Source organism: Streptomyces sp. CB01635, from assembly GCF_002803065.1.
In the GTDB taxonomy this organism is placed as follows: Bacteria; Actinomycetota; Actinomycetes; order Streptomycetales; family Streptomycetaceae; genus Streptomyces.
The window spans coordinates 12,966-32,847 of record NZ_NNBL01000003.1; the positions used below are offsets into that span (position 1 = coordinate 12,966).

14 protein-coding genes and 4 pseudogenes are annotated in these 19,882 nt (G+C 69.4%); 6 read left to right on the plus strand and 12 right to left on the minus strand.

Annotated elements, in window-relative coordinates:
• Positions 1-182: 182 nt before the first annotated feature.
• Positions 183-1,391, minus strand: a complete 1,209-nt coding sequence (locus CG723_RS08140) for an aminotransferase-like domain-containing protein (protein WP_234374198.1) — start codon at positions 1,389-1,391, stop codon at positions 183-185.
• Positions 1,392-1,487: 96 nt separating this feature from the next.
• On the opposite strand from CG723_RS08140, the gene CG723_RS08145 reads away from it, so the two are divergent.
• Positions 1,488-2,099: a DJ-1/PfpI family protein gene (locus tag CG723_RS08145; protein WP_100592637.1), complete on the plus strand. Its 612-nt coding sequence runs from the start codon at positions 1,488-1,490 to the stop codon at positions 2,097-2,099.
• Positions 2,074-2,208, plus strand: a pseudogene (locus tag CG723_RS08150) (transposase); the annotation flags it as partial. The gene CG723_RS08145 and the pseudogene CG723_RS08150, both read left to right, overlap by 26 nt.
• A gap of 346 nt (positions 2,209-2,554) precedes the next feature.
• Here CG723_RS08150 and CG723_RS46090 read toward each other — a convergent pair.
• From CG723_RS46090 to CG723_RS08170, 4 genes are all read right to left on the minus strand, one after another.
• Positions 2,555-2,728, minus strand: a complete 174-nt coding sequence (locus tag CG723_RS46090; protein WP_159032399.1) for a hypothetical protein — start codon at positions 2,726-2,728, stop codon at positions 2,555-2,557.
• Positions 2,729-3,132: 404 nt separating this feature from the next.
• Positions 3,133-3,783 carry a hypothetical protein gene (locus tag CG723_RS48880; protein ID WP_324902800.1) on the minus strand — a complete coding sequence of 217 codons (651 nt, stop codon included), beginning with the start codon at positions 3,781-3,783 and terminating at the stop codon, positions 3,133-3,135.
• Between the two features lie 5 nt (positions 3,784-3,788).
• Complete coding sequence (locus tag CG723_RS08165; RefSeq protein ID WP_234374199.1) at positions 3,789-5,336, minus strand: PA domain-containing protein; 1,548 nt, start codon at positions 5,334-5,336, stop codon at positions 3,789-3,791.
• A 9-nt stretch (positions 5,337-5,345) separates the two neighbouring features.
• The gene (locus CG723_RS08170) at positions 5,346-5,831 is read right to left on the minus strand and encodes a hypothetical protein (RefSeq protein ID WP_100592639.1); all 486 of its coding nucleotides are present in this window, start codon (positions 5,829-5,831) and stop codon (positions 5,346-5,348) included.
• A 561-nt stretch (positions 5,832-6,392) separates the two neighbouring features.
• Here CG723_RS08170 and CG723_RS08180 point away from each other — a divergent pair.
• Positions 6,393-7,112: pseudogene (locus CG723_RS08180) on the plus strand (cation transporter).
• 92 nt (positions 7,113-7,204) lie between these two features.
• Here the strand turns inward: CG723_RS08180 and CG723_RS08185 are convergent.
• The 7 genes and pseudogenes from CG723_RS08185 to CG723_RS08215 form a co-directional block, all read right to left on the minus strand.
• Complete coding sequence (locus CG723_RS08185; protein WP_100592641.1) at positions 7,205-9,175, minus strand: potassium transporter Kup; 1,971 nt, start codon at positions 9,173-9,175, stop codon at positions 7,205-7,207.
• Between the two features lie 700 nt (positions 9,176-9,875).
• Positions 9,876-10,149 (minus strand): annotated as a pseudogene (locus CG723_RS49130) (IS5/IS1182 family transposase); the annotation flags it as partial.
• 73 nt (positions 10,150-10,222) lie between these two features.
• A complete protein-coding gene (locus CG723_RS08200) occupies positions 10,223-10,789 on the minus strand; it encodes a universal stress protein (protein WP_100592643.1) in 567 nt (188 codons plus the stop codon).
• A gap of 366 nt (positions 10,790-11,155) precedes the next feature.
• Entirely contained in the window at positions 11,156-11,926 is a 771-nt protein-coding gene (locus tag CG723_RS08205) for a GNAT family N-acetyltransferase (protein ID WP_100592644.1), read from the minus strand.
• Positions 11,927-12,021: 95 nt separating this feature from the next.
• Positions 12,022-12,099, minus strand: a complete 78-nt coding sequence (locus tag CG723_RS49135; protein ID WP_382007288.1) for a 50S ribosomal protein bL37 — start codon at positions 12,097-12,099, stop codon at positions 12,022-12,024.
• 31 nt (positions 12,100-12,130) lie between these two features.
• Complete coding sequence (locus CG723_RS08210) at positions 12,131-12,940, minus strand: SDR family NAD(P)-dependent oxidoreductase (RefSeq protein ID WP_100592645.1); 810 nt, start codon at positions 12,938-12,940, stop codon at positions 12,131-12,133.
• A 406-nt stretch (positions 12,941-13,346) separates the two neighbouring features.
• Positions 13,347-13,730: pseudogene (locus CG723_RS08215) on the minus strand (potassium-transporting ATPase subunit B); the annotation flags it as partial.
• A 643-nt stretch (positions 13,731-14,373) separates the two neighbouring features.
• Here CG723_RS08215 and CG723_RS08220 point away from each other — a divergent pair.
• From CG723_RS08220 to CG723_RS47390, 3 genes are all read left to right on the plus strand, one after another.
• On the plus strand, positions 14,374-15,786 hold the full coding sequence (locus CG723_RS08220) for a hypothetical protein (protein WP_100592646.1): 1,413 nt from the start codon (positions 14,374-14,376) through the stop codon (positions 15,784-15,786).
• 353 nt (positions 15,787-16,139) lie between these two features.
• Complete coding sequence (locus CG723_RS08225) at positions 16,140-18,647, plus strand: ATP-binding protein (protein ID WP_100593745.1); 2,508 nt, start codon at positions 16,140-16,142, stop codon at positions 18,645-18,647.
• A 108-nt stretch (positions 18,648-18,755) separates the two neighbouring features.
• Positions 18,756-19,766, plus strand: coding sequence for a DUF4118 domain-containing protein (locus CG723_RS47390; RefSeq protein ID WP_267893696.1), 1,011 nt, complete (start codon positions 18,756-18,758; stop codon positions 19,764-19,766).
• The last annotated feature ends 116 nt before the right edge of the window (positions 19,767-19,882 follow it).

Genomic DNA, 19,882 nt, shown 5'->3' on the forward strand with positions numbered 1-19,882 from the left:
GACTTTTCGTGCGCGGACGCCGGTGCGGGCAGGCATCGGCTGACGGAAGGCAGTTTCAGGCGAAGGCGTCCTCGACAGCGACTCGTCGCACCGTACGCAGCGTCGACCGGAGACTGTCCATGTCGGTCGAGCCCAGCGCGAGGCGGATCGCCTGCGGTGTGTGGATCGTGGTCGTGAACGGCTCAGCCGTGGATACCGAGATGTGCTGACGCGCGAGGGTGGCGGTCAGGCGATCGGCGCGTGCGTCGTCCGGCAGCGGCAGCCATGTGAAGTAGGACGAGGGGTGGCTGATGAGTGGTAGGCCTGCCAGCTCTTGTCTCGCGAGTCCTTGGCGGGCCTTGGCGTCGTCTCGCTTCTGCGCTTCCAAACGGTCCACCGTGCCGTCCTCGAGCCAGCGGCAGGCGATCGCGGTGGTGAGGGCCGGGGTGTTCCAGATGGTCGCCCGAATCGCGCGTTCGAGAGACGGCACCGCAGGGCGGCGCAACGACGAAGCCGACCCGGAGGCCGGTGGCGACGCTCTTGGACAGTCCTGAGACGTAGACGGTGATGTCCGGTGCGGTTGCAGCCAGAGGCGGTGGAGGGTCCTCCACCAGGTAGGCGTAGGAGGCGTCTTCGATGATGAGCGAACCGTGCTGTCGGGCGATCTCGATCAGGCGGGTTCGCTGAGTTGCCGGCATGACCCAGCCCAGAGGGTTGTGCAGGGTGGGCATGGTGTAGATCGCGCGCACAGGACGGGTCGCGCACAGCTTCTCGAGGGCATCGAGATTCGGCCCGTCAGCCGTTGCGGGTATGGGCTCCAGGTCGAGACGAAAGGCGTGCGCGAGCACCTTGAAACCCGGGTAGGTGAGTGCGTCGACCGCGACGACGTCGCCGGCGCTGAGCGCGGCCATGACGGTGATGGCCAGGCCGTGCTGCGCGCCGTTGACGATGAGGACCTGATCCGCGTCGGTGGTGATTCCCCGACGCCTCAGGTGCCGTGCGATCGAGGCTCTGTCCTGGGGACGCCCTCGATGCGGTTGGTAGTGCAGCAGCGAGTCGATATCACCGGAGGTGGCCACCTCTCGCAGGGCCTGCCGAAGGAGGTCGGCTTGCCCAGGCAGCGACGGGTAGTTGAAGTTGAGGTCGACTGCATCCGTAGCGACGACCTGCTGATCGATGCCGTGACCGGCGGGAACAGCGATGTCACGCACGAACGTACCGCGGCCCTGTTCCCGGCTCACCAGGCCCATCGTTTCCAGCTCGGCGTACACCCGGGTCGCGGTCACCACGGCGATGCCCTCACGGGCGGCGAGCCCGCGGTGTGTCGGCAGGCGTACGCCTGCGGCGAGCCGCCCCGTCCGGATGTCGGATGCGAGCGCGTCGACCAGCGTTTTGTACCGCGGGGCTGCCATGGAGCGGATTGTATGCATGACAATTCTTTGACTGTCCTGTTGGTGGGTCCTTACCGTCAAGATCCACCCGCCGATCCACCCGGAAGGGCAGCCGCTGTGCACGTCGCCATCCTCACCTTCGACGGCTACAACGAGCTCGATTCTCTGATCGCACTCGGTGTTCTCAATCGGATCAAGTCCGACGACTGGCGCGTCACCATCGCCACCCCCAGCCTCAAGGTGACGTCGATGAACGGGGTGGTCATCGAGCAGATGTCCACTCTCGAGGAGGCGTGCGCCGCTGATGCCGTCATCGTCGGCAGTGGCATCGCCACCCGGGAGGTAGTCGAAGACCCAGCGATCATGAACGTCCTGCGTCGCCTGGACCCCTCGCGCCAACTCATCGCGGCACAGTGCTCCGGTGCGCTTGTGCTGGCAAAGCTCGGCCTGCTCAACGACATCCCCACCTGCACGGACCTGACCACCAAGCCCTGGGTCGTCGCCGCCGGCGTCGAGGTACTCAATCAGCCCTTCTACGCCAAGGACAACATCGCCACGGCGGGCGGCTGCCTGGCCTCGCACTACCTCGCCGCCTGGATCATCGCCCGCCTCGAGGGCAACGACGCTGCGGAAGGCGCTCTGCACTATGTCGCCCCGGTCGGCGAGAAGGAGGAGTACATCGAGCGCGCCTGGCGCAACATCACGCCCTACCTGCCCGCTCCTGCGTGACCTGCGGGAGATCGTGAACGCGATCCTCTGTGTCAACCGCACCGGCATCCCGTGGGAGTACCTTCCGCACGACTGTCCGCCGCACAAGACCGTCTACGACCACTACGCGAAGGGGGAGGCGGCGGCACCACCGGGCGGGTCCACGGTCTGCTGCGGTGCCACGTGCGCTTGTTTGGGTGGCTTCCAAGGTGGCCAGACGACCGGCCGGCCACGTGGGTCCAAGCGGTGAACTTGGCAGGCCCGCTAGTGGGCTGCGGCATACCGGCCATGCGGCGCCGTTGATGTCACTGAAGACCGTCGTGGCGCAATTCACGGTGAGTTCAATTCCCATACTCACCACAGGCGTTGGCCTGCGGTCGGGAGAATGCCGGCTACCGCCGCTGTCGCAGGAACCAAGGAGCCCGCCGTTGCACTTTGCTTCGGTGCAACGGCGGGCTGCTTCGGCGGAGGTGTTACTACAGCTCCCGCTCGATCTGGTGCTCGCTCACCTTGTCTTCGCGCAGGGTCGCCTCGTTCTGGACGGCATAGCGCGTCTGTGCCCCGCTGCCCTCGGCGCTGCGGATCTCGCCCCGCTGAAGCTCATCCTGCTGGTCCCGGTACTCCACTTGCTGTCCCTTGCGGTAAGGCATGGGGATCTCCAAATCTCGTGTGGTCGACGAGGGCCGGCCCCGCGCGTTCGGCAGCGGGCGCCCCGCCCTCTTCGCGCCGGCGACTATCGCCAGGCGCACTGACAGCTCACCTCCAACTCCGTCCTACGGCAATCACTACGGGGCGAATGGGTGACTTGCCCGCCCCCGCGTCAATGTCCCCTGCGACGGAGGGTGCTGCGAGCCCACCACTGTCGAGGCTTGACCCTCGGCCTGGCAGCCCGGTTGTTCCGCGCCTCCCGGCTTGGCCGAATGTCCGGCCTTCTCGGGAAGATCTCGCATTCGCGGGCACCGCGCGCATGGCTCCGGGTACCCGTGCGGCGCCGACGTGCGGATCCCTGGTGAGGGCCGCTCATCGTGAGTGAACTCGCCACCAACGCCGTCCGTTACGGGGCGCCTCCGCTCCGGTTGCGCCTCATCAACGGCCCGACCCTGATGCGCGACGTCAGCGATTCGAGCCTCCTCGCACCACACCTGCGGCACGCACACACCACGGACGAGGGCGGCCGCGGGCTGTTCATCAGTGCCGAGCTTGCCCACCGATGGGGCGCCCGCTTCACGAACCAGGGCAAGACGATCTGGACCGAGCAGAAGATGCCCTCGCCTGCTGCGGCTCCTATGCGTGTTGTTCCGGAACGTGCCCGCTGGCGGTGGGGATCGATCAGCCGCCGGAGGCGATTGTCGACGGGCCGGCCTCGCTGTGTTCCGCATATGTCCATGAGGCGGCGTAGGCGTCGGTGCAGCGTGCGCGGTGACAGCCCGAGTTGTGTCGCGGCCGTCGGATCGGTCAGGCCTGCCAGCAGTGGGGCGAGGATCCTCCGGTCGAGGTCGGTCGGGCCTTCCGCACCGAGTTCGACGGTGGTTTCGGCTTCTCCGCCGGGGTCTGACAGTTCGAGCGGGTGGGCGGTGCGCCATACCGACTCGAACAGCGCGTCCAGGGCATCCAGCAGGCCGCTGCGGTGCAGCAGCACGGCGCCGGGCTCTCCGGCCGGTGTGTCCGCGAGCGGGACAAGGCCGAGGTCGGCGTCGGCCAGCACGAGTTTCATCGGCAGTTGGTCGGCGACACGCAGCTGCACGCCGTTTCCCACTCGGTGCGGGTGCCCGGATGCCACTCGCGCTCGGGGAGGTTGAACGACGGGCTGAGGGTGAAGTCGGACCGGCAACCTTCCGCCAACCCGCCGTCCGTGGCCGAGTAGTAGCGGGCATCGATCCGGGCGAGGTCACGCTTGGTCGGCTTGTAGACCAGGGCACGGTCCGGCACCTTGCCCGGGTAGTCCCGGGTCAGGTCGTAGACGAACGGCGTGTACTCGGTCTGCTTCGCGGTCAGCTTCAAGTTGCCGGCCTTGGCCATCGAGACAAGGGTCTTGCCCGCGTCGCGGTGCACGGTGGCGACGGGGATGGTCGACTCGCCGACGTACTCCATCAGGGAACCGGCAACGTCGTTGACCACGATCAGCGCCTTCGCACCGGCCGCGGCCGCGGCCTCGGTGCGCTCCTGCGGCGAGACCTCCTCGCTGCGCTTGAGGACGACGGCCTTGCCCTTGGCCCTGACCTTCTCGTATTCGGCCACCGCGCCGTTGCCCGCGTAGACGGCGTCCAGCCTGTCCGTGGCGGTGCCCAGCGCGCTGCCCGCCTGCACCAGCGCCTCGAAGCGGAGCCGGCCGCCCAATGCGCTCAGGCTGAGCTTCGGCTCGCCCTTGCGCCACCGAGTTGTCAGCGTGAACTCGCCCTGCTTCATCGGCTTCGTCGGCGCGACGTAGACGTCGTCGTACGTCGGCGGCAGCACGTACGCGCTGCGGTAGTCCATGTACGGGTCCTGGCCCTTGTAGTGGACGTTGAAGTCGACTTTGCGCTGGCGGTCCTCGGTGCGCTGCGGCGCCTCGGTCTGCAGCAGGCCTGCCTTGCGCGCTTCCAGCACCGCGTCCGCGGAACCGTCCTTGAGTACGGTCTCCGGATCGACCAGCACGGCCAGACCCGATCGGTCCGCCTTCTCGCCGGTCACGTCGAGGTACCCCGCGACGGTGTACAGGCCGGGTGCCATGCGCATGGTGGTCGAGCCGTCGACGTAGACGTTCCACGGCCAGACGTCGCCGCCCAGGTTGATCCCGACCCAGCCCGCGGCGGGCTTGCCGTCCCGGCCGACCAGCTTGATGTTCAGGTCGTGGCGCTCCTCCTCCTTGAGCAGCGCCACGGATGTGCGGGTCACCGGCTGCCCGGTGGCCGCGTCGGTGGCTATGACGTAGCCGACATGCCGGCCTGCCGAGGCGGACTGCGGGTCACCACTCACCGGGACGGCAGCGGTGCCGCCCGCCGGGACGGTCACCTTGGTGGCTCCGAGCGCGAACGGGCCGCCGTCATTGGTCAGCCCCAGGTTCAGCGTGACGTCGGCGGAACCGGTGTTGGTGAAGGTCAGGTCCTTCGTGACGGCGACATCGCTCGGCTCGTGCGGCCATGTGTAGTTGCCGAAGAAGAGCGACCCGGTGCCGCGGACCGTGGTGCGCACGGCGGCGGCCACATCGACACGGCCCGTGCCGACCTCGTACGGATCTGAGTGCTCCCATGGCCCGATGTTGTCCCCCTTGCCAGCCAACCCGATCGGTCAGCCGAACGGGGAGGCGCTTCCCGGCCTGCAGCCCTTGGGGACGCTGTTGCCGCTGACGTTGAAATCGCCGCACGTCAGAAACACATGGTTCAGTGAGCCGAGCGTGAAGGCGAGCACCCCGACGAGCGCGATCGTGCCGACGACCCTCCACTGCTGACGGGCGGAGAGCTCGGATTCCCCAAACAGCAGGATCCGAAGAAGGGTCCAGGTCAGCACTGGTGTGCCGATGACACTGAGGATGCCGCCCGCCAGGAAGAGCAGCTCTCGCGGTGTCCCGCCCTTGTGGGGCACGATGGCGGCGATGCTGAGCCAAACGCTGGGTAGCGCCAGGCAGGCCAGGTACATCCACCCGTGCCGAGGCAGGCGTTCACGTAGCAGTAGAGCGCTGAGCAGCACACCAGTCGATACCGCCCAGAGGCTGAGCAACTGGTAATAGAAGACAACGTGATAGGCGCCGAGCGTGAAAGCGGGCTCCCAGACCACCAGTGCTCCGCCTCCCGCGACCACGGCAGCCGTCGCTTCCCATCGTTCACTGTCGGGCCCGCGCCGACTCGCGGAGGCTGGGCGGCCTGTGGGGCGATTTTCGGCATCCATGGATATCCATATCCGGCATAGCGTCACTTTTTGGGCATTATAGGATCGGGTGGCCTAGGGGCTGTGCTGGTAGCCCGCACGTCCCCCACGTTTCGCAGTCGATGGGCACATGCGTGCATCCCTGTCTGCTACCGGCGACTCGCCAAATGAGATGGGCTGTGAGTGGGAAACGGCCGGAACCGCCCCCGCACTGGAGCCCCTGCCGACCCGGGATGCCGGGGCGCGCCATGCAGGGCAGTCAGCTCGCCCGTCACATGACCGCACTCGGGATCCCCGTCAAGGCCGCACGCAACACCGCGGTGATGGCCCTGGCCGCAGAGCTCCCCGCGGTGGCATTCAGACGTCTGCTCGGAATGCACATCGACGGGGCAATCCAGTGGAGTCGGATGGCAGGTGCCCATCAGAACGCCTACGCAGCTGAACTCAGCCGCCGTTGGCCCGAGTGCGGCCGTGCCGAGCGCCGCATCGCGCTCGGTAGCGTGCTCGGGGAGGGGCCGCCGTGACGCGCTGACCCGCCGCATACGCCTGCTGGTCGCGGCCACCATCGCCTACAACGTCATCGAAGCGATCGTCGCCCTCACGGCCAGCACCCTCGCGTCCTCCACGGCCCTGATCGGCTTCGGACTCGACTCCGCAATCGAGGTCTCCTCTGCTGCGGCGGTCGCCTGACAGTTCTCCGCCCGCGACCACGCTGTCCGCGAGGCCCGCGAACAGCGCACCTTGCGGATCATCGCCGTCTCCTTCTTCGTGCTCGCGCTCTACGTCACCGTTGACTCGATCCGCGCGCTGACCGGCACGGGCGATGCCGATCACTCCGTCACCGGCATCGTCCTTGCCGCCCTGTCCCTTGCGATCACGCCGTTTCTGCCCGCGGCCCAACGCCGCGCGGGCCGCGAACTCGGCTCCGCCACCGCCGTCGCCGACTCCAAGCAGACCCTGCTGTGCACCTACCTCTCCGCCGTCCTCCTGATGGGCCTGCTTGCCAACCTGCTGCTCGGCTGGAACTGGGCAGATCCGATCGCCGCCCTGGTCATCGCCGCCATCGCACTCAAAGAGGGCAGCGATGCCTGGCAGGGCAAAGGCTGCCGCGCCCCCAGCTCGACCGGCTCGCTCGGCCTCAAGTCCGAGGCGGACCAGTGCGGTTGTGCCATCGGCTGCGCCTGCTGCTGACCCGAGCCGACCGGCCGCTATGCGGCCCGATGGAGCGGAGGAATTCCGCACCTTCGGGGATCGCCTTTGAGCGGACGAGGTCCGGGAACGCCCTACACCTCGATGTGCGAGCCCATGATGACCGTGCGGTCGCGGGGCAGGCTGAAGTACTCGGCGGCGTCGGACGTGATGTAGGAGGTGGCGATGAACAGCCGCTTGCGCCAGGGCGCCATCGTCGGTGCCTTCCCGCGCCGGAGCTCGATCTTCGACAGGAAGTAGGACGCCTGGTCGAGCTGCAACGGCCCTTCGGTTTCGGCCGGGTCGAGCGTGGCCAGCAGACCGGGCACGTCCGGTGTCTCCATGTAGCCGAACCGGGCGGTGACGTGGACGATCCCGTCGTCGGCGTAGCCGAGGTCGTCCACGACGATCCGCTGGTCGGCTGGGACACGGGGCACCGGCTCTGTCTGCAGGGCGAGGATCACGACCTGCTCGTGCCGGACATGGTTGTGCACGACGTTGGCACGCATGGCCAGCGGCGTGGTCTCCTTGCCCCGGTTCAGGAAGACGGCCGTGCCGGGGACCTGGAGCGTGGAAGCCTTGCCGCTGCGGAGGTCGTCGACGAACTCGGGCAACGGCCCCTCGGCGCGAGCTCGTTCCGCGGTGACCAGCTCGCGGCCCCGCTGCCAGGTCGTCATGACGGTGAACGCCGTGAGGCCGATCAGCAGCGGCAGCCACGCGCCGTGGACGAGCTTGGTCATGTTGGCAGCCACGAACAGCAGGTCCACGAAGAGGAGCACGCCCGCGCCGATGCCGAGCAGCCACCGGGGCGTGCCCCACTTGGCGCGGGCGACGTAGAAGAACAGCAAGGTGGTGATGGTGATGGTGCCGGTGACCGCCATGCCGAACGCGTACGCCAGCGCCGCGGAGCTGCGGAAGGCGAAGACCAGGGTGAGGACCGAGACCATGAGCAGCCAGTTGATCCAGGGGACGTAGATCTGACCGATGGTGGATTCGGAGGTGTGCGCGATGCGCAGCCTCGGCAGGTAGCCCAGCTGGGCCGCCTGGGAGGCGACCGAGTACGCGCCGGTGATCACTGCCTGGGAGGCGATCACGGTCGCCGCCGTCGCCAGTAGGACCATCGGCCAGCGTCCCCAGCCGGGCACGAGCAGGAAGAAGGGGCTGCTGATGTTGTCCGGATCGTCGAGGATCAGCGCGCCCTGGCCCAGGTAGCTCAGGACGCAGGCGGGCAGTACGAGGAACAGCCAGCCTCGGGTGATCGCCCGGCGGCCGAAGTGACCCATGTCGGCGTAGAGCGCCTCGGCGCCGGTGACCGAGAGCACGATCGCCGCCAGGGCGAAGAAGGCCGTACCCCAGTGGCCGAACAGGAAGCCCAACGCGTACGTCGGCGACAGGGCCTTGAGGATGTCCGGGTGGTCGGTGATGCCGGCGACGCCGCACGCGCCGATGGCCACGAACCAGGCGATCATGACCGGCCCGAACACCCGGCCCACGGCGGCGGTTCCCCTGCGCTGCACCAGGAACAGGATGACGATGATCACCGCGGTGATGGGTACGACCGCGTCCTCCAGGGACGGCTCGACGACCTTGAGTCCTTCGACCGCGGACAGTACCGAGATCGCCGGGGTGATCATGCTGTCGCCGAAGAAGAGCGACGCGCCGAAGATGCCGAGCGCGGCCAGGACGACGGCGGCCCGGCGCCCGTGCTGTGAACTCAACCGTCGCAGCAGGGTGATGAGCGCCATGATGCCGCCCTCGCCGTCGTTGTCGGCGCGCATCGCGAGCAGCACGTAGGTGACCGTGACGATGATCATCACCGACCAGAACACCAGTGACACCACCCCGTACACGTTCTCCGTGCTGACGGGGACGGGGTGCGGGTCGTCGGGGTTGAACACCGTTTGGAGGGTGTAGATCGGGCTGGTCCCGATGTCGCCGAAGACCACGCCGAGAGCGCCGATGACCACCGCGAGGCGCACCGTGTCGCGCGCGTTCGCCCGACGGGCGTCCAGTGTCCGCGATGGGGATCCGTCATCCGAGGAGGGTTCCTGTCGGCGATCGGCCATGCTGCTCCTCCTCGTGCGGGCCGCTGAGCCGCGGACCGGGGCGTCGGGGCGGACGATACCGATCCCAGGGAGAAATCGTCGGCAGGGACGCCACTTCGTCTCGGCTACCGTCGCGGGCGCGAATCCGGGGCCGGCGGGGAGCACGTCGGCGACATGACCGCGTCGTATCTGAGGGGTGGCAGGCCGAAGTCCTCCCGATCGAGGAGGGGGTGGGGCGTGGCGCAGGTGAGGTTGGGAGGCGCCGGTCAGGGCATCGGCGCGATCACTCAATCGAGTTCAGGAGCGTCTCCGTACTCGTCGACGGACTCGGGACCCAGTGCACCGTCGCTTGTGAAGAGCTCGCGAAGTCAGCCGCTCCTCTGCGCGACACACGGAACCTTTATCCGTCTCGGGCCTGAACCGCTCGGGGGCCAGGCAGTGTCCGGCGGATCCCGAGCATGCAGCGCACAGACGGCAGCGGAGCCGGACGGAGATTGCCTGGCATCGGCATGGCCGGGCACCACCGGGTCCAGCGACAATGTGGGCATCTTCGGGCCGGGCGTCACTCGCGTTCCGGGCCTTTTGCGGTCGGAGCGGAGCGACACCATGACATGGGTAGTAGGAACGGGCGCGTTCCTGGGGATGCTGGCGATCGCATCGGGAATCGTCACGCTCCGGACAGGGTGGATCCTGCCCATGGCGCGCCGCCACGTCACCCGGCCCCGACTCCACCGCGCCGTTTGCGGGTGGCCCCTGGCCCTTCGGCTCGGGGTCATGTGCTTGGTCCGGCGTCTTCGCAAGTAGCGGCGATTGCGGCGTGAGCTCTATGCCTTGTTGCTGCCCAGGTGGTCCGGCTGGGTGCGGGGGTGACCGTCCTCGGGCGGGGAACGCGGATGCGTTCGAGAGCCTCGATCATCTGCGGCGCGTCGCCCCACTGGCCGGGTGTGACCAGGAATGGCCATCGGTCGTCATCCACCTTCACCTGCGAGGTGGATGACGATCAGACCGGCTCGGCCCTCGGAACGTCAGGGCCCGCGCGCGGACTCTGACGTTCTCCCGAGGTCGCTCTCAGGCGTCGGGTGGTGTCGTCTCCTTGGTGAAGTGTCGGGTGTCCAGGCGCAGTCGCCACACATTGCGCAGGTGTGCTGCCGCGAGGTCGGCCTCCAGTGGGGACGGCGGGACGGCGAGGACCGGGCAGCAGGCATGGGCGAGGCAGTACCGGCTCACCGACGGGTGCAGTGCGCGGTGGAGGTGGCCGCGGTGCCCGGCGCCGACGACCAGGAGGTCGTCCTCACCGTCGGCGGTCTCCACCAGTGCCCGGCCGGGGGTGCCGCGAGTCAGGACGGCGTGCAGGGGGACGCTGGGGCCGTCGGGCAGCACTTCGCGGATCGTCGTGACGAGCGTGGTGCGGGCGAGGTTCTCCCAGTCCCCGTCCGCGAGCGGCGCAGCCGAGGCCCGGCGAGCGTGGAGTTCGCCGCCGGGTGACTGCCACGCCAGCACCGCCCAGAGCTCGGCCTGCCGATGGTGGGCTTCGGCCGCGGCGCGGCGCAGGGCTGTGCGGCTTCCCGGTGACCCGCTCACCCCGACCACGACACGGGCGACACGCGCGTCTGGGGCCGCGTCGGAACCGGACATTGCTTCACCGTCCGTCAACTGCCGCCGCAGGAGAGGGTCCGTCGGCGGTTCTCATCAACACCGGCACCATCACACTCCCGTGCCGGGGCCCGTGCACAGCCCCTTCGTCGCTTCTTGGCGCACCTCTGACGGCGCCGTCCCACTGTCGGAGCAGTGCCCATCACCATCGCGTCAGCATTGCCGCTGTCCGCGTCAGCAATCCGTCAGGACGGCTCCGGGGGCCCGGGTGGGCGGGCATGGCGTCCTCGACGAGCCCTGGTCGCCCGTCCTGTGACCAGGGACCGGTCCTTCCACGTGCAGGGCCTGGGATGTGAGGGTGAGCGATCAGGCATGGGTGTGGTGGAGCGACTTGTGCGCGGGGCGGCCTCATGCAGCGATACGGCTGCGTCGTGCTGGGCTCCCGACCGTGTAGTGCACGTACTCGCGTACCAGCCGGAAGCCGGCTGTCCAGGCCAACAGGCGGCTGGCGCGGTTGAGGACGGAGCAGTTCCAGCTGGGTGTGTGGCCGCGTGCGGTGATGTCCGGGACGAGGGCGGTGACGCAGGCCAGGGCGAGGCGGTGGCGACGATGGTCGGGGGTCGTGAAGACGGCTACGTCCTCGTAGCGGGTGCCGCGGAAGTACGTGCAGGCGATGGCCAGTACCTGTCCGTCGCGGTCCACGGCCCCCCAGCCGTGACCGGAGGCGGCGAGTCCGGCTGCCCCGCCCCAGCTGGCGTGGATCCAGGCCGCATCGGGGCCGAGGGCGTGCAGGGCGTCGGTGTCTGCGGGTTCCAGGTGACGCACGGTCACGCCGCGCGGAGTCGGGCAGGGCTGGGGCTCGGCCTGCAGGGTCCACATCATGCGTTCCCACGGGGTGAGGCGGTCGAAGGCCGCGCCGAGGGCGGGCAGGAAGCGGGCGGGCGCGTCGATGCGGCTGCCTGCCAGGGGCGCCAGGTCCTCTGGTGTGTCCGGGAAGCCGCGCAGCAGGACGTGGTCGGCGCAGGAGACGGCGATGATGCGCGGCTGATCCGCCCGGTCCGCCCACCAGCGGCCGACGCCCGTGGTGAGAGCATGCTCGCCGATGGTGGCCGGCCCTGGGGCTCCGGCGGGGAACCAGCGGGTGAGTGGGGGAAGTTGACGGGGTTCGAGCTCGATCATCGATGCCTCCGTGGGCTTGGAAAGGGGGAGAGGCGGGCGGGGGAAGCGCGGCCCGTGCGGCCGGTCTCGTCACCGCGCCCGCCCCTCCGATCGGGTCAGCGCTGGCCGGCCTTGCGGCCGTGGTTCGCCTTGTTCCTGCGGCGGGCTCTCTTCTTGCGGGATCGCTTCGACATCGGCGTCAACTCCGTTTGAAGGAAGAGAAGTTCAAGCGGTGCGGCCGACGAGGAGGTCGGCCAGTTTGTTGAGGCGCTTGACCGTGCGGTCCTCGGTGGCGGCGGGCGCAGGGTCGACGTGCTCGGCGCGGTCGTAGTAGGCGCCGTTGACGATCTCGACCGACGGGTCACAGAGGCGGACCACGTGCGCGGCACCCTCGGTGGGCGTGACGCCGTCGTGGGCGTAGAGGGGGAGCAGCGCGGTGTCGCACACACCCGGGTGGACGGACACCGCGGTGACGCGCGGATCCGCCGCGAAGACCGTCAGGGCCAGCTGCGACTGGGCGTACGCGGCGAGCCGGGAGTAGCGGCGGGCGCGGTTGGGGTCGCTCCACTGGATGGAGCCGGTGCGGTGCAGGGAGGAGGAGACGTTCACGACACGGCCGCCCGGATTGCTGGTGAGTGCCGGTTCCAGCAGGCAGGTCAGCAGGTAGTGGGCGAGGAAGTTGACCTGGAAGGCGATCTCGTTGCCGTCCGCAGTGATGGTGTGCCGCTCGGGCGCCGCCATACCCGCGTTGTTCACCAGGACGTCCAGGTGAGGGTGCTCGGCGACGACACGGGCCGCCATGGTCTCGACCTCGTCCAGGCGCGTGAAGTCGGCACCCACGGTGCAGAGCCGGCCCGCGTCGATGCCGGCCGTCGCGACGAGGCGGTCGGCGACGGCACGCGCTTCCTCGGCGGTCCGGCCGTGCAACAGCACGGTGGCGCCGCGTTCGGCGAGATGCCGGGCGGTCTCCAGACCGATGCCGGAAGTGGCGCCCGTGACAAGGACGGTACGGGACGAAAGGGTGGTGTCAGACATGGTCCATCCGGGGATACGAGTACGGCTTCGCGTACGGCTCAGGTCCGCGTACGGCAGGTGCGTACGGGCATGGAAAGGGGCGCCGGACGTGGGTCACGGCGCCCCTGGGGCAGCGGAAAGCGCGTCAGCGGACGACGGACGCGGGCGTTTCCGCACAGCGGGGCACACGACGGGACGCCCGATGAGGCGGCCGGTCGATGAGGAGCCACTCGCTGTTCATGGTGTCCATGGAACCCGCGGGAGCCGCCCCGTACAAGCTCAAGCCCCGCTCCCTTACGCGCTTCTGACGTGCCCGGACGCCTTCTTGACGCGGGCTGTTCACCCGAGCCCGGGCACGCCGGAAATCAGCAGGTCGATGAGCTTGATGCCGATGAAGGGCAGGACAAGGCCGCCGGGGCCGTTGGCGCAGGCGCAGCGCGACCGTGTCCGTACGTGCCTTGCGCAGCGATTCCGCCTGCGCCTTGCCGCGGCCCTCGGCGACGGCCTCCGCGAGGTTCGCGAAGATCACCGTCAACCACAGCCAGGCGCTGATGACCCAGGTGAAGACGGCGGGGTGGAGGACCGCGGAGAGGGTGGTGAGGACGGCTCCGACGGAGACGACGAACAGCACCGGGTTCTTGACCAGGACTCGCGGGTGCAGCTTTCGCAGCGCCTCGGGGAAGGAGCGCGCGAGCTGGGCGGGTTCGAACAGCCCGCTCGGCGTACGACGGCCCGGACCTCTCTTGGCCCCTGGTTCGGGTCCGCGCTGAGGAGGGGACGGCGGGGCCTGCTGGGGAGGGGCGGAAAACATGGGAACCCTCATGCCTCGGTGGGGAACCGCGCCCGCGCGCAGGGTGGCGCGCCGGGGACCGGTCGGGCTGACAAACGTGTGGCGGCCGCCGGGCCCTGTGGTGCCGGGGCCCCGGCACCACAGGGCTGCGCACGGACGTCGGCGACGGGATTGGGAGACGCCGTCCGCGTGTTCGGCTGCCCATGAGGTGCCCTGACCGGAAGCGTCCGATGGGAACTCTCGGTGGAGAGCCGTCGTATCACTGACGCCCGCGGGCTTCACCGGCGGCCGACGGGAAATCTAGCCCCGCCGGATGCCCGAAGTGCGCAGTCCGGCACGGAATTTGCGCCTCTCTTACGACCCGCCGAACGGCAGCATCAAGCCTGCGTCAAGGTCACCTGAGAAAGCGTCAGGAGGGCGTCAATGAACCACGTCCGCGGCCGATTAGGGTCGCAGACTGAGCGGCGCGGGGGACACGGGCGACCGTCCGTGGCGTGACGTTGGAGGGCTCGTGACCATCACGGCCGGTACCACGCGCAGTTCTGAGGTCGAGGCCGAGACTGTCGCGGAGCCACAGCACGGACCGGTCGCCCCGCCCGGGGGCGGGCACGGTCCGCGGCCACGAGGGGGGTCGCGACCGGGCCCTCACCTCCGTCGCGAGGCCGTGGACGCGTGGGCCGCTCTGCGCCGCCGCTTCTGGGCCACCCTGCCCGCGCGGCTGCGCCTCCTGCACGTGTCCACGGTCTCGCTGACCGCCGCCCTCGCGCTGCTGCTTCTGCTGGCCGGGCTCGCCGCTTCCGGCACCTGGGACGCGGTCGCCGACCGGGACTCGCCGCGCACCACCAGTGCCGCCGACCTCAACCTCGCCCTCAACGACATGGACGCGCAGGCCGCGAACATCCTGCTGTCCAGCGGCGACGCGGGCAAGGGGCGTCTGAGGACGCCGTACGGGAAGGCGGTCGGCTTCTACGGCGACGCCCGCACCGCCATCGGCCACGACCTCCGCACCCTCGCCGTCGCCGCCCAAGGTGACCGCACCGACGAGCGCACCGTCGAATCCCTCACCGACCACTTCGCCGAGTACCAGGAGCTGGTGGGGCGCGCTCTCGAGAACGACGGGCGCACCGGCGGCAAGGCGTCGGCCCTCGCCGACTACCGGGATGCGACGGATCTGCTCCAGCGTAAACTCCTGCCGGAATCAAGCGAGTTGGTGGCCTCCAATAATCGGGCATTCAACACGCAGTACGCGCAGGCCCGTTCGGCGCTTTCCGTGCAACTCGCCGCTGTCATCGTGCTCGGCGTACTGCTCCTTGCCGTGCTCGCCGTACTGCAGTGGTATGCGGCGCGCCGTTTCCACCGGATCCTCAACCCCGGCGTCCTGGCCGGCACCGTCTGCGTCCTGCTCGCCACCCTCCTCGGTGCTCAGGCGCTCTCCGAGACGGCCGAGCAACTGCGGGGCGCCCGCCGGGACGCGTTCGACTCCGTCGTCGCGCTCTCCCGCGCCCGCGCGATCGCGTACGACGCGAACGCCGACGAGAGCCGCTACCTCCTCGATCAGGAGCGTCGCGGCCAGTACGAGCGAGCGTTCGTGGCGAATTCGCGGAAGTTGTACGGCGTCCGGGGCGCGACCCTCGCCACGTATGACGACGAACTCGCCACGACCTGGCAGGCGTACCGCTCCGACCACGAAGACCTGCGCTTCACCGGCGAGTTCCGGCGCGAACTCGACAACATCACCTTCCCGGGCGAGCGGGCAGCGGCAGAGAAGGCGGTCGAGACATACGCCGTCTACCAGCGCGACGACCGCAAGATCCGTGCTCTGGTCGCGCAGGGCAAGGAACGCGAGGCCGTCGCGTTCGGGATCAGCTGGCAGCCCGGCATGTCCAACGCGCACTTCGGGGCGTGGATGGCCGCGCTCGACAAAGTGACCGACATCAACCGCCGCCACTTCACTGCCTCGGTACGGGCGGGCCGATCCGCGGTGGGCGGATTGCTGCCCTGGGCCCTTGGGGCGCTTCTCGCGGCGGTCGCACTCACCGCCCTCGGGCTGCGGCCGCGGTACGCGGAGTTCCGCTGACGTGAGGGGCACGTGGCCGGCGGGTGGAGCTCGGCGGTCTCTGCGCTTCGTACGCCGTCCCCGTTGGTCCTGAGATGGGGAGCATGTGGCCTTCTGCCGACCGGAGGCCCCGGTGCGCCTCTTTCACCCTGGCGGACCAGATCTCGTCAATGTGGTGTCAATGTCCATGTGAACGGCGCCAAGGATCCGTCAAGGGGCGCGCCGATGCCCTTGCACAAGCGCTTCGGTAGAGGGAAGTAACCCTTCCTCCGGGAGAGTTGATCGTCAGTGAGCGGAGCGCATCGGCTGCGATGAGTGACGTACGGAACGACGAGAGTGACGTACGGACCGGCTGGAGTGAGGCACGGACCGGCGTGGGTGACGTGCGTCCCGGACGTCTGAAGGTCTACCTCGGAGCTGCCCCGGGAGTGGGCAAGACCTACCGCATTCTCGACGAGGCGCGGCGCAGGGCGGCGCGCGGGGCTGATGTGGTGGTGGGGTTCGTGGAATGCCATGGGCGCCCCGGCACGGAGGCGATGCTCGACGGCCTGGAAGTCGTCGATCGAGTCTCATGCGCCTATCGGGGCGGCGCGTTCACGGAGATGGACCTCGCCGCGGTCCTCGCCCGCCGCCCTCAGGTTGCGATCGTCGACGAATTCGCCCACAGCAACGTCCCGGGCGGCGGCCGCAACCCCAAGCGCTGGCAGGACATCGAGGAGCTGCTCGCGGCAGGGATCGATGTCATCAGCGCGCTCAACATTCAGCATCTCGAATCCCTCAACGACGTCGTCGAGAAGATCACCAAGGTCCCGCAGCATGAAACGGTGCCCGATGAGGTCGTCCGCAGAGCGCGTCAGATCGAGCTGGTGGACATGCCGCCCGAGGGGCTTCGCCGCCGGATGGCGCACGGCAACATCTACGCCCCCGAGAAGGTCGACGCGGCCCTCGCCAACTACTTCCGGCCCGGCAATCTGACAGCCCTGCGCCAACTCGCCCTGCTGTGGGTGGCCGACCGCGTCGACGAGGCACTGCAGACCTACCGCTCCGAGCACGGCATCGGTGGCGTGTGGGAGACCCGGGAGCGGGTGGTCGTGGCTCTGACGGGCGGGCCCGAGGGCGACACACTCATCCGGCGGGCGGCCCGCATCGCCGACCGGTCGGCCGGCGGCGACCTGCTCGCCGTACACGTCACGCGCAGCGACGGACTCGCCGCCGGCACTTCGCACGCCTCCCTGGCCCGGCAGCGGCGCCTCGTCGAGGACCTCGGCGGCAGCTACCACTCCGTGGTCGGCGACGACGTCGCCACCGCCCTGGTCGAGTTCGCGCGCGCCGAGAACGCCACCCAACTCGTGCTGGGTACCAGCCGCCGTGGCCGCCTGGAGCGGTTCGTCACCGGCCGCGGCACCGGCGAGACGGTGGTCAAGTTCTCCAGCGACATCGACGTCCACATGGTCACGCACGAACGCGCCGGGCGTGGCACGCTGCTGCCCTCCCGCCGCCGCACTCTGTCGACCGTCCGCAGGATCGCCGGTCCCGTCGCCGGTCTGCTGCTGCCGGTGGCGCTGACCTTCCTGCTGGATCTCGACGTGGCCAGGGACAGACTCAACCTCACCAGCGAGGCTCTGCTCTTCCTGCTCGCTGTGGTGGGTGTGGCCTGCATAGGTGGGGTCGTGTCGGCGGTGATCGCGTCGGTGACGGCGTCCCTGCTGCTCAACTACTGGTTCATCCCGCCCAGAGGGCACTTCACGTTGAACGATACGAATGCGTTGCTGGCGCTCGGGGTCTTCGTCGTGGTGGCCGCCATTGTGGCGGCTGTCGTCGACCGCTCCCTGCGTCTGTCGCGGCGCTCGGCGCGCGCCACCGCGGAGGCGGAGACCATGTCGTCCCTCGCGGGCACCATCGTGCGCGGCGGTGCGACCATCCCCGCTCTGGTGAAGCGCACCCGTGAGACCTTCGGCATGGACTCGGCGGAACTGGTGGACGAGCCGCCCGCGGAAGACGGCGCAACTGTCGTACCCGCGGGTCCCGGAGCCTTCCTGGTGTTGCGCGGCCGCCCACTCCCGTCCTCCGAGCGACGCGTGCTGGCCGCCTTCGCGGCACACGTGGGCGCCGCCGTCGAACGGGCGAGGCTCGCCGAGGTCGCCGCCGAGGTAGAGCCGGTCAAGGCCGCCGACCGGATGCGTACAGCGCTGCTGCGGGCGGTCGGCCACGACCTGCGCACCCCGCTCGCCGCCGGATGGGCCGCCGTCTCCTCGCTACGCAGCAAGGATGTGGAGTTCTCCGACGCGGACCGGGACGAGCTCCTCGCCACCGCGGACGAGTCCATGGCCAAGCTGAACCGGCTGATCGAGAACCTCCTCGACCTCAGCCGTCTGCAGGCGGGAGCGCTCACGTTGAACCTGCGCCCCACCACGCTGGACGAGGTCCTCCCGGCGGCGCTGGCAGACACTCCAGAGGTCGAGGTGGGGGACCTGGACGAGGTTCCGGCCGTGCTGGCCGACCCGCCGTTGCTGGAGCGGGTGGTCGCGAACCTCGCCGGCAACGCAGCCCGCCACAGTCCCGCGGGGCGCATGGTGCTGCTGACCGCCAGCTCCCACGCGGGACGCGTCGAACTGCGAGTCGTCGACCGGGGCCCCGGCCTCCCGCCGACCGACCGCGACCGCCTCTTCGAACCCTTCCAGCGTCTCGGCGACACCGACAACGCCACCGGACTCGGCCTGGGTCTCGCCCTGTCCAGAGGGCTGGCCGAGGCGATGGACGGCACCCTCGTCCCGGAGGACACTCCCGGCGGGGGCCTGACCATGGTGCTGTCCCTGCCCTTCGCCGAGCGGGCGGAGCACCCCAGCGGTACGCAGAGCGTAGGAGGAGCACATGAGCTCTGACATCGGCGTACGAGGGCCCAGGCCCGCACTCGCCGCGACGAACGCAAGAGGTGACGGCATGATGACGGGCTAGGGGCTACGGGCTACGGGCTCCGCGACCGGCTCGCACTGCTCGCGGGCCTCGCGGGACCGTTCCTGGTGGCGCTCGCGCTCGTGCCCTTCCGTACCGACCTGTCACAGACGAACGCCGCGCTGATCCTGGTCGTGGTGGTCGTCGCGATCGCCGCCGTCGGCAGCCGTGCGGCAGGCGCGCTCGCGGCGCTGTCGGCGGCCGCCTGGTTCGACTTCTTCCTCACCCGGCCGTACCGGACCTTCGACATCAACGCATCCGACGACATCGAGACGACGGTCCTCCTTCTGGTCGTCGGTCTGATCGTGTCCCAGCTCGCGGCACACGCCCGCCGCCTCGAAGTCATCACGGTGACGGATGCGGGCTACCTCGCCCGTATCCATGAGACGGCCGACCTCGCTCAGTCCGCGAAGTCCTCGGACTCGGTGGTCGACCACGTCCGTCACCAGCTCACCGAACTGCTCGGCCTGCGCGCCTGCCGTTTCGAATACGGCACCCTCATGGGACAGCCGGCCCGCCTGCAGCCGGACGGCAGCGTCGTGGTCGGCCGCAAGCGCTGGGACGTCGACAGCAGTGTCTGGCCGGAGGGCGAGACGGAACTGCGCACGTACGGCAATGGCCACTACCTCGGCCGGTTCATGCTCACTCCTGGCCCGGGTCCTGTCCCGCCGCTCCAGGCCCGCCTTGTCGATTTCGCTGACGGTCGTGTGAGTGAGGCCGGTCCGATCCGACGTCGGCCGATGGGCACGAAGGGCTCAGTCCAGGCCGGAGGCTTTGAACACGGTCAGGGCCGTCTCGCGGTCGATGCGTGCCGAGATCCGGAGCAGTGCGGTTGCCCCGCATGTCAGGTGTCCGCGGGTGGCAGACTCCTGGACGTCCTTGGAGAAGCGGTGCCACAGCTCGGGGTTGTTCACGAGGACCTGGGGGTTGATCTCGAGCCGTCGGCCCGACGTGTCCCGCAGGCGGAGCCGCTGGGAGACGCCACCCAGGCAACGCACCGACACCAACATGTCGGTGCGTACCCCCCGCTCGCGCAGGAGCCCGCGTGAGGCCAGCCAGCCTTCGCTTGCGTGGCTGTGGACCGCGTCTTGTCGCGCGTCGTCGGGGCGTCCCATGGAGCCGACGGTAAAGCCCCGGGGAGCACGTTCTCCGTACCTTGACGGGG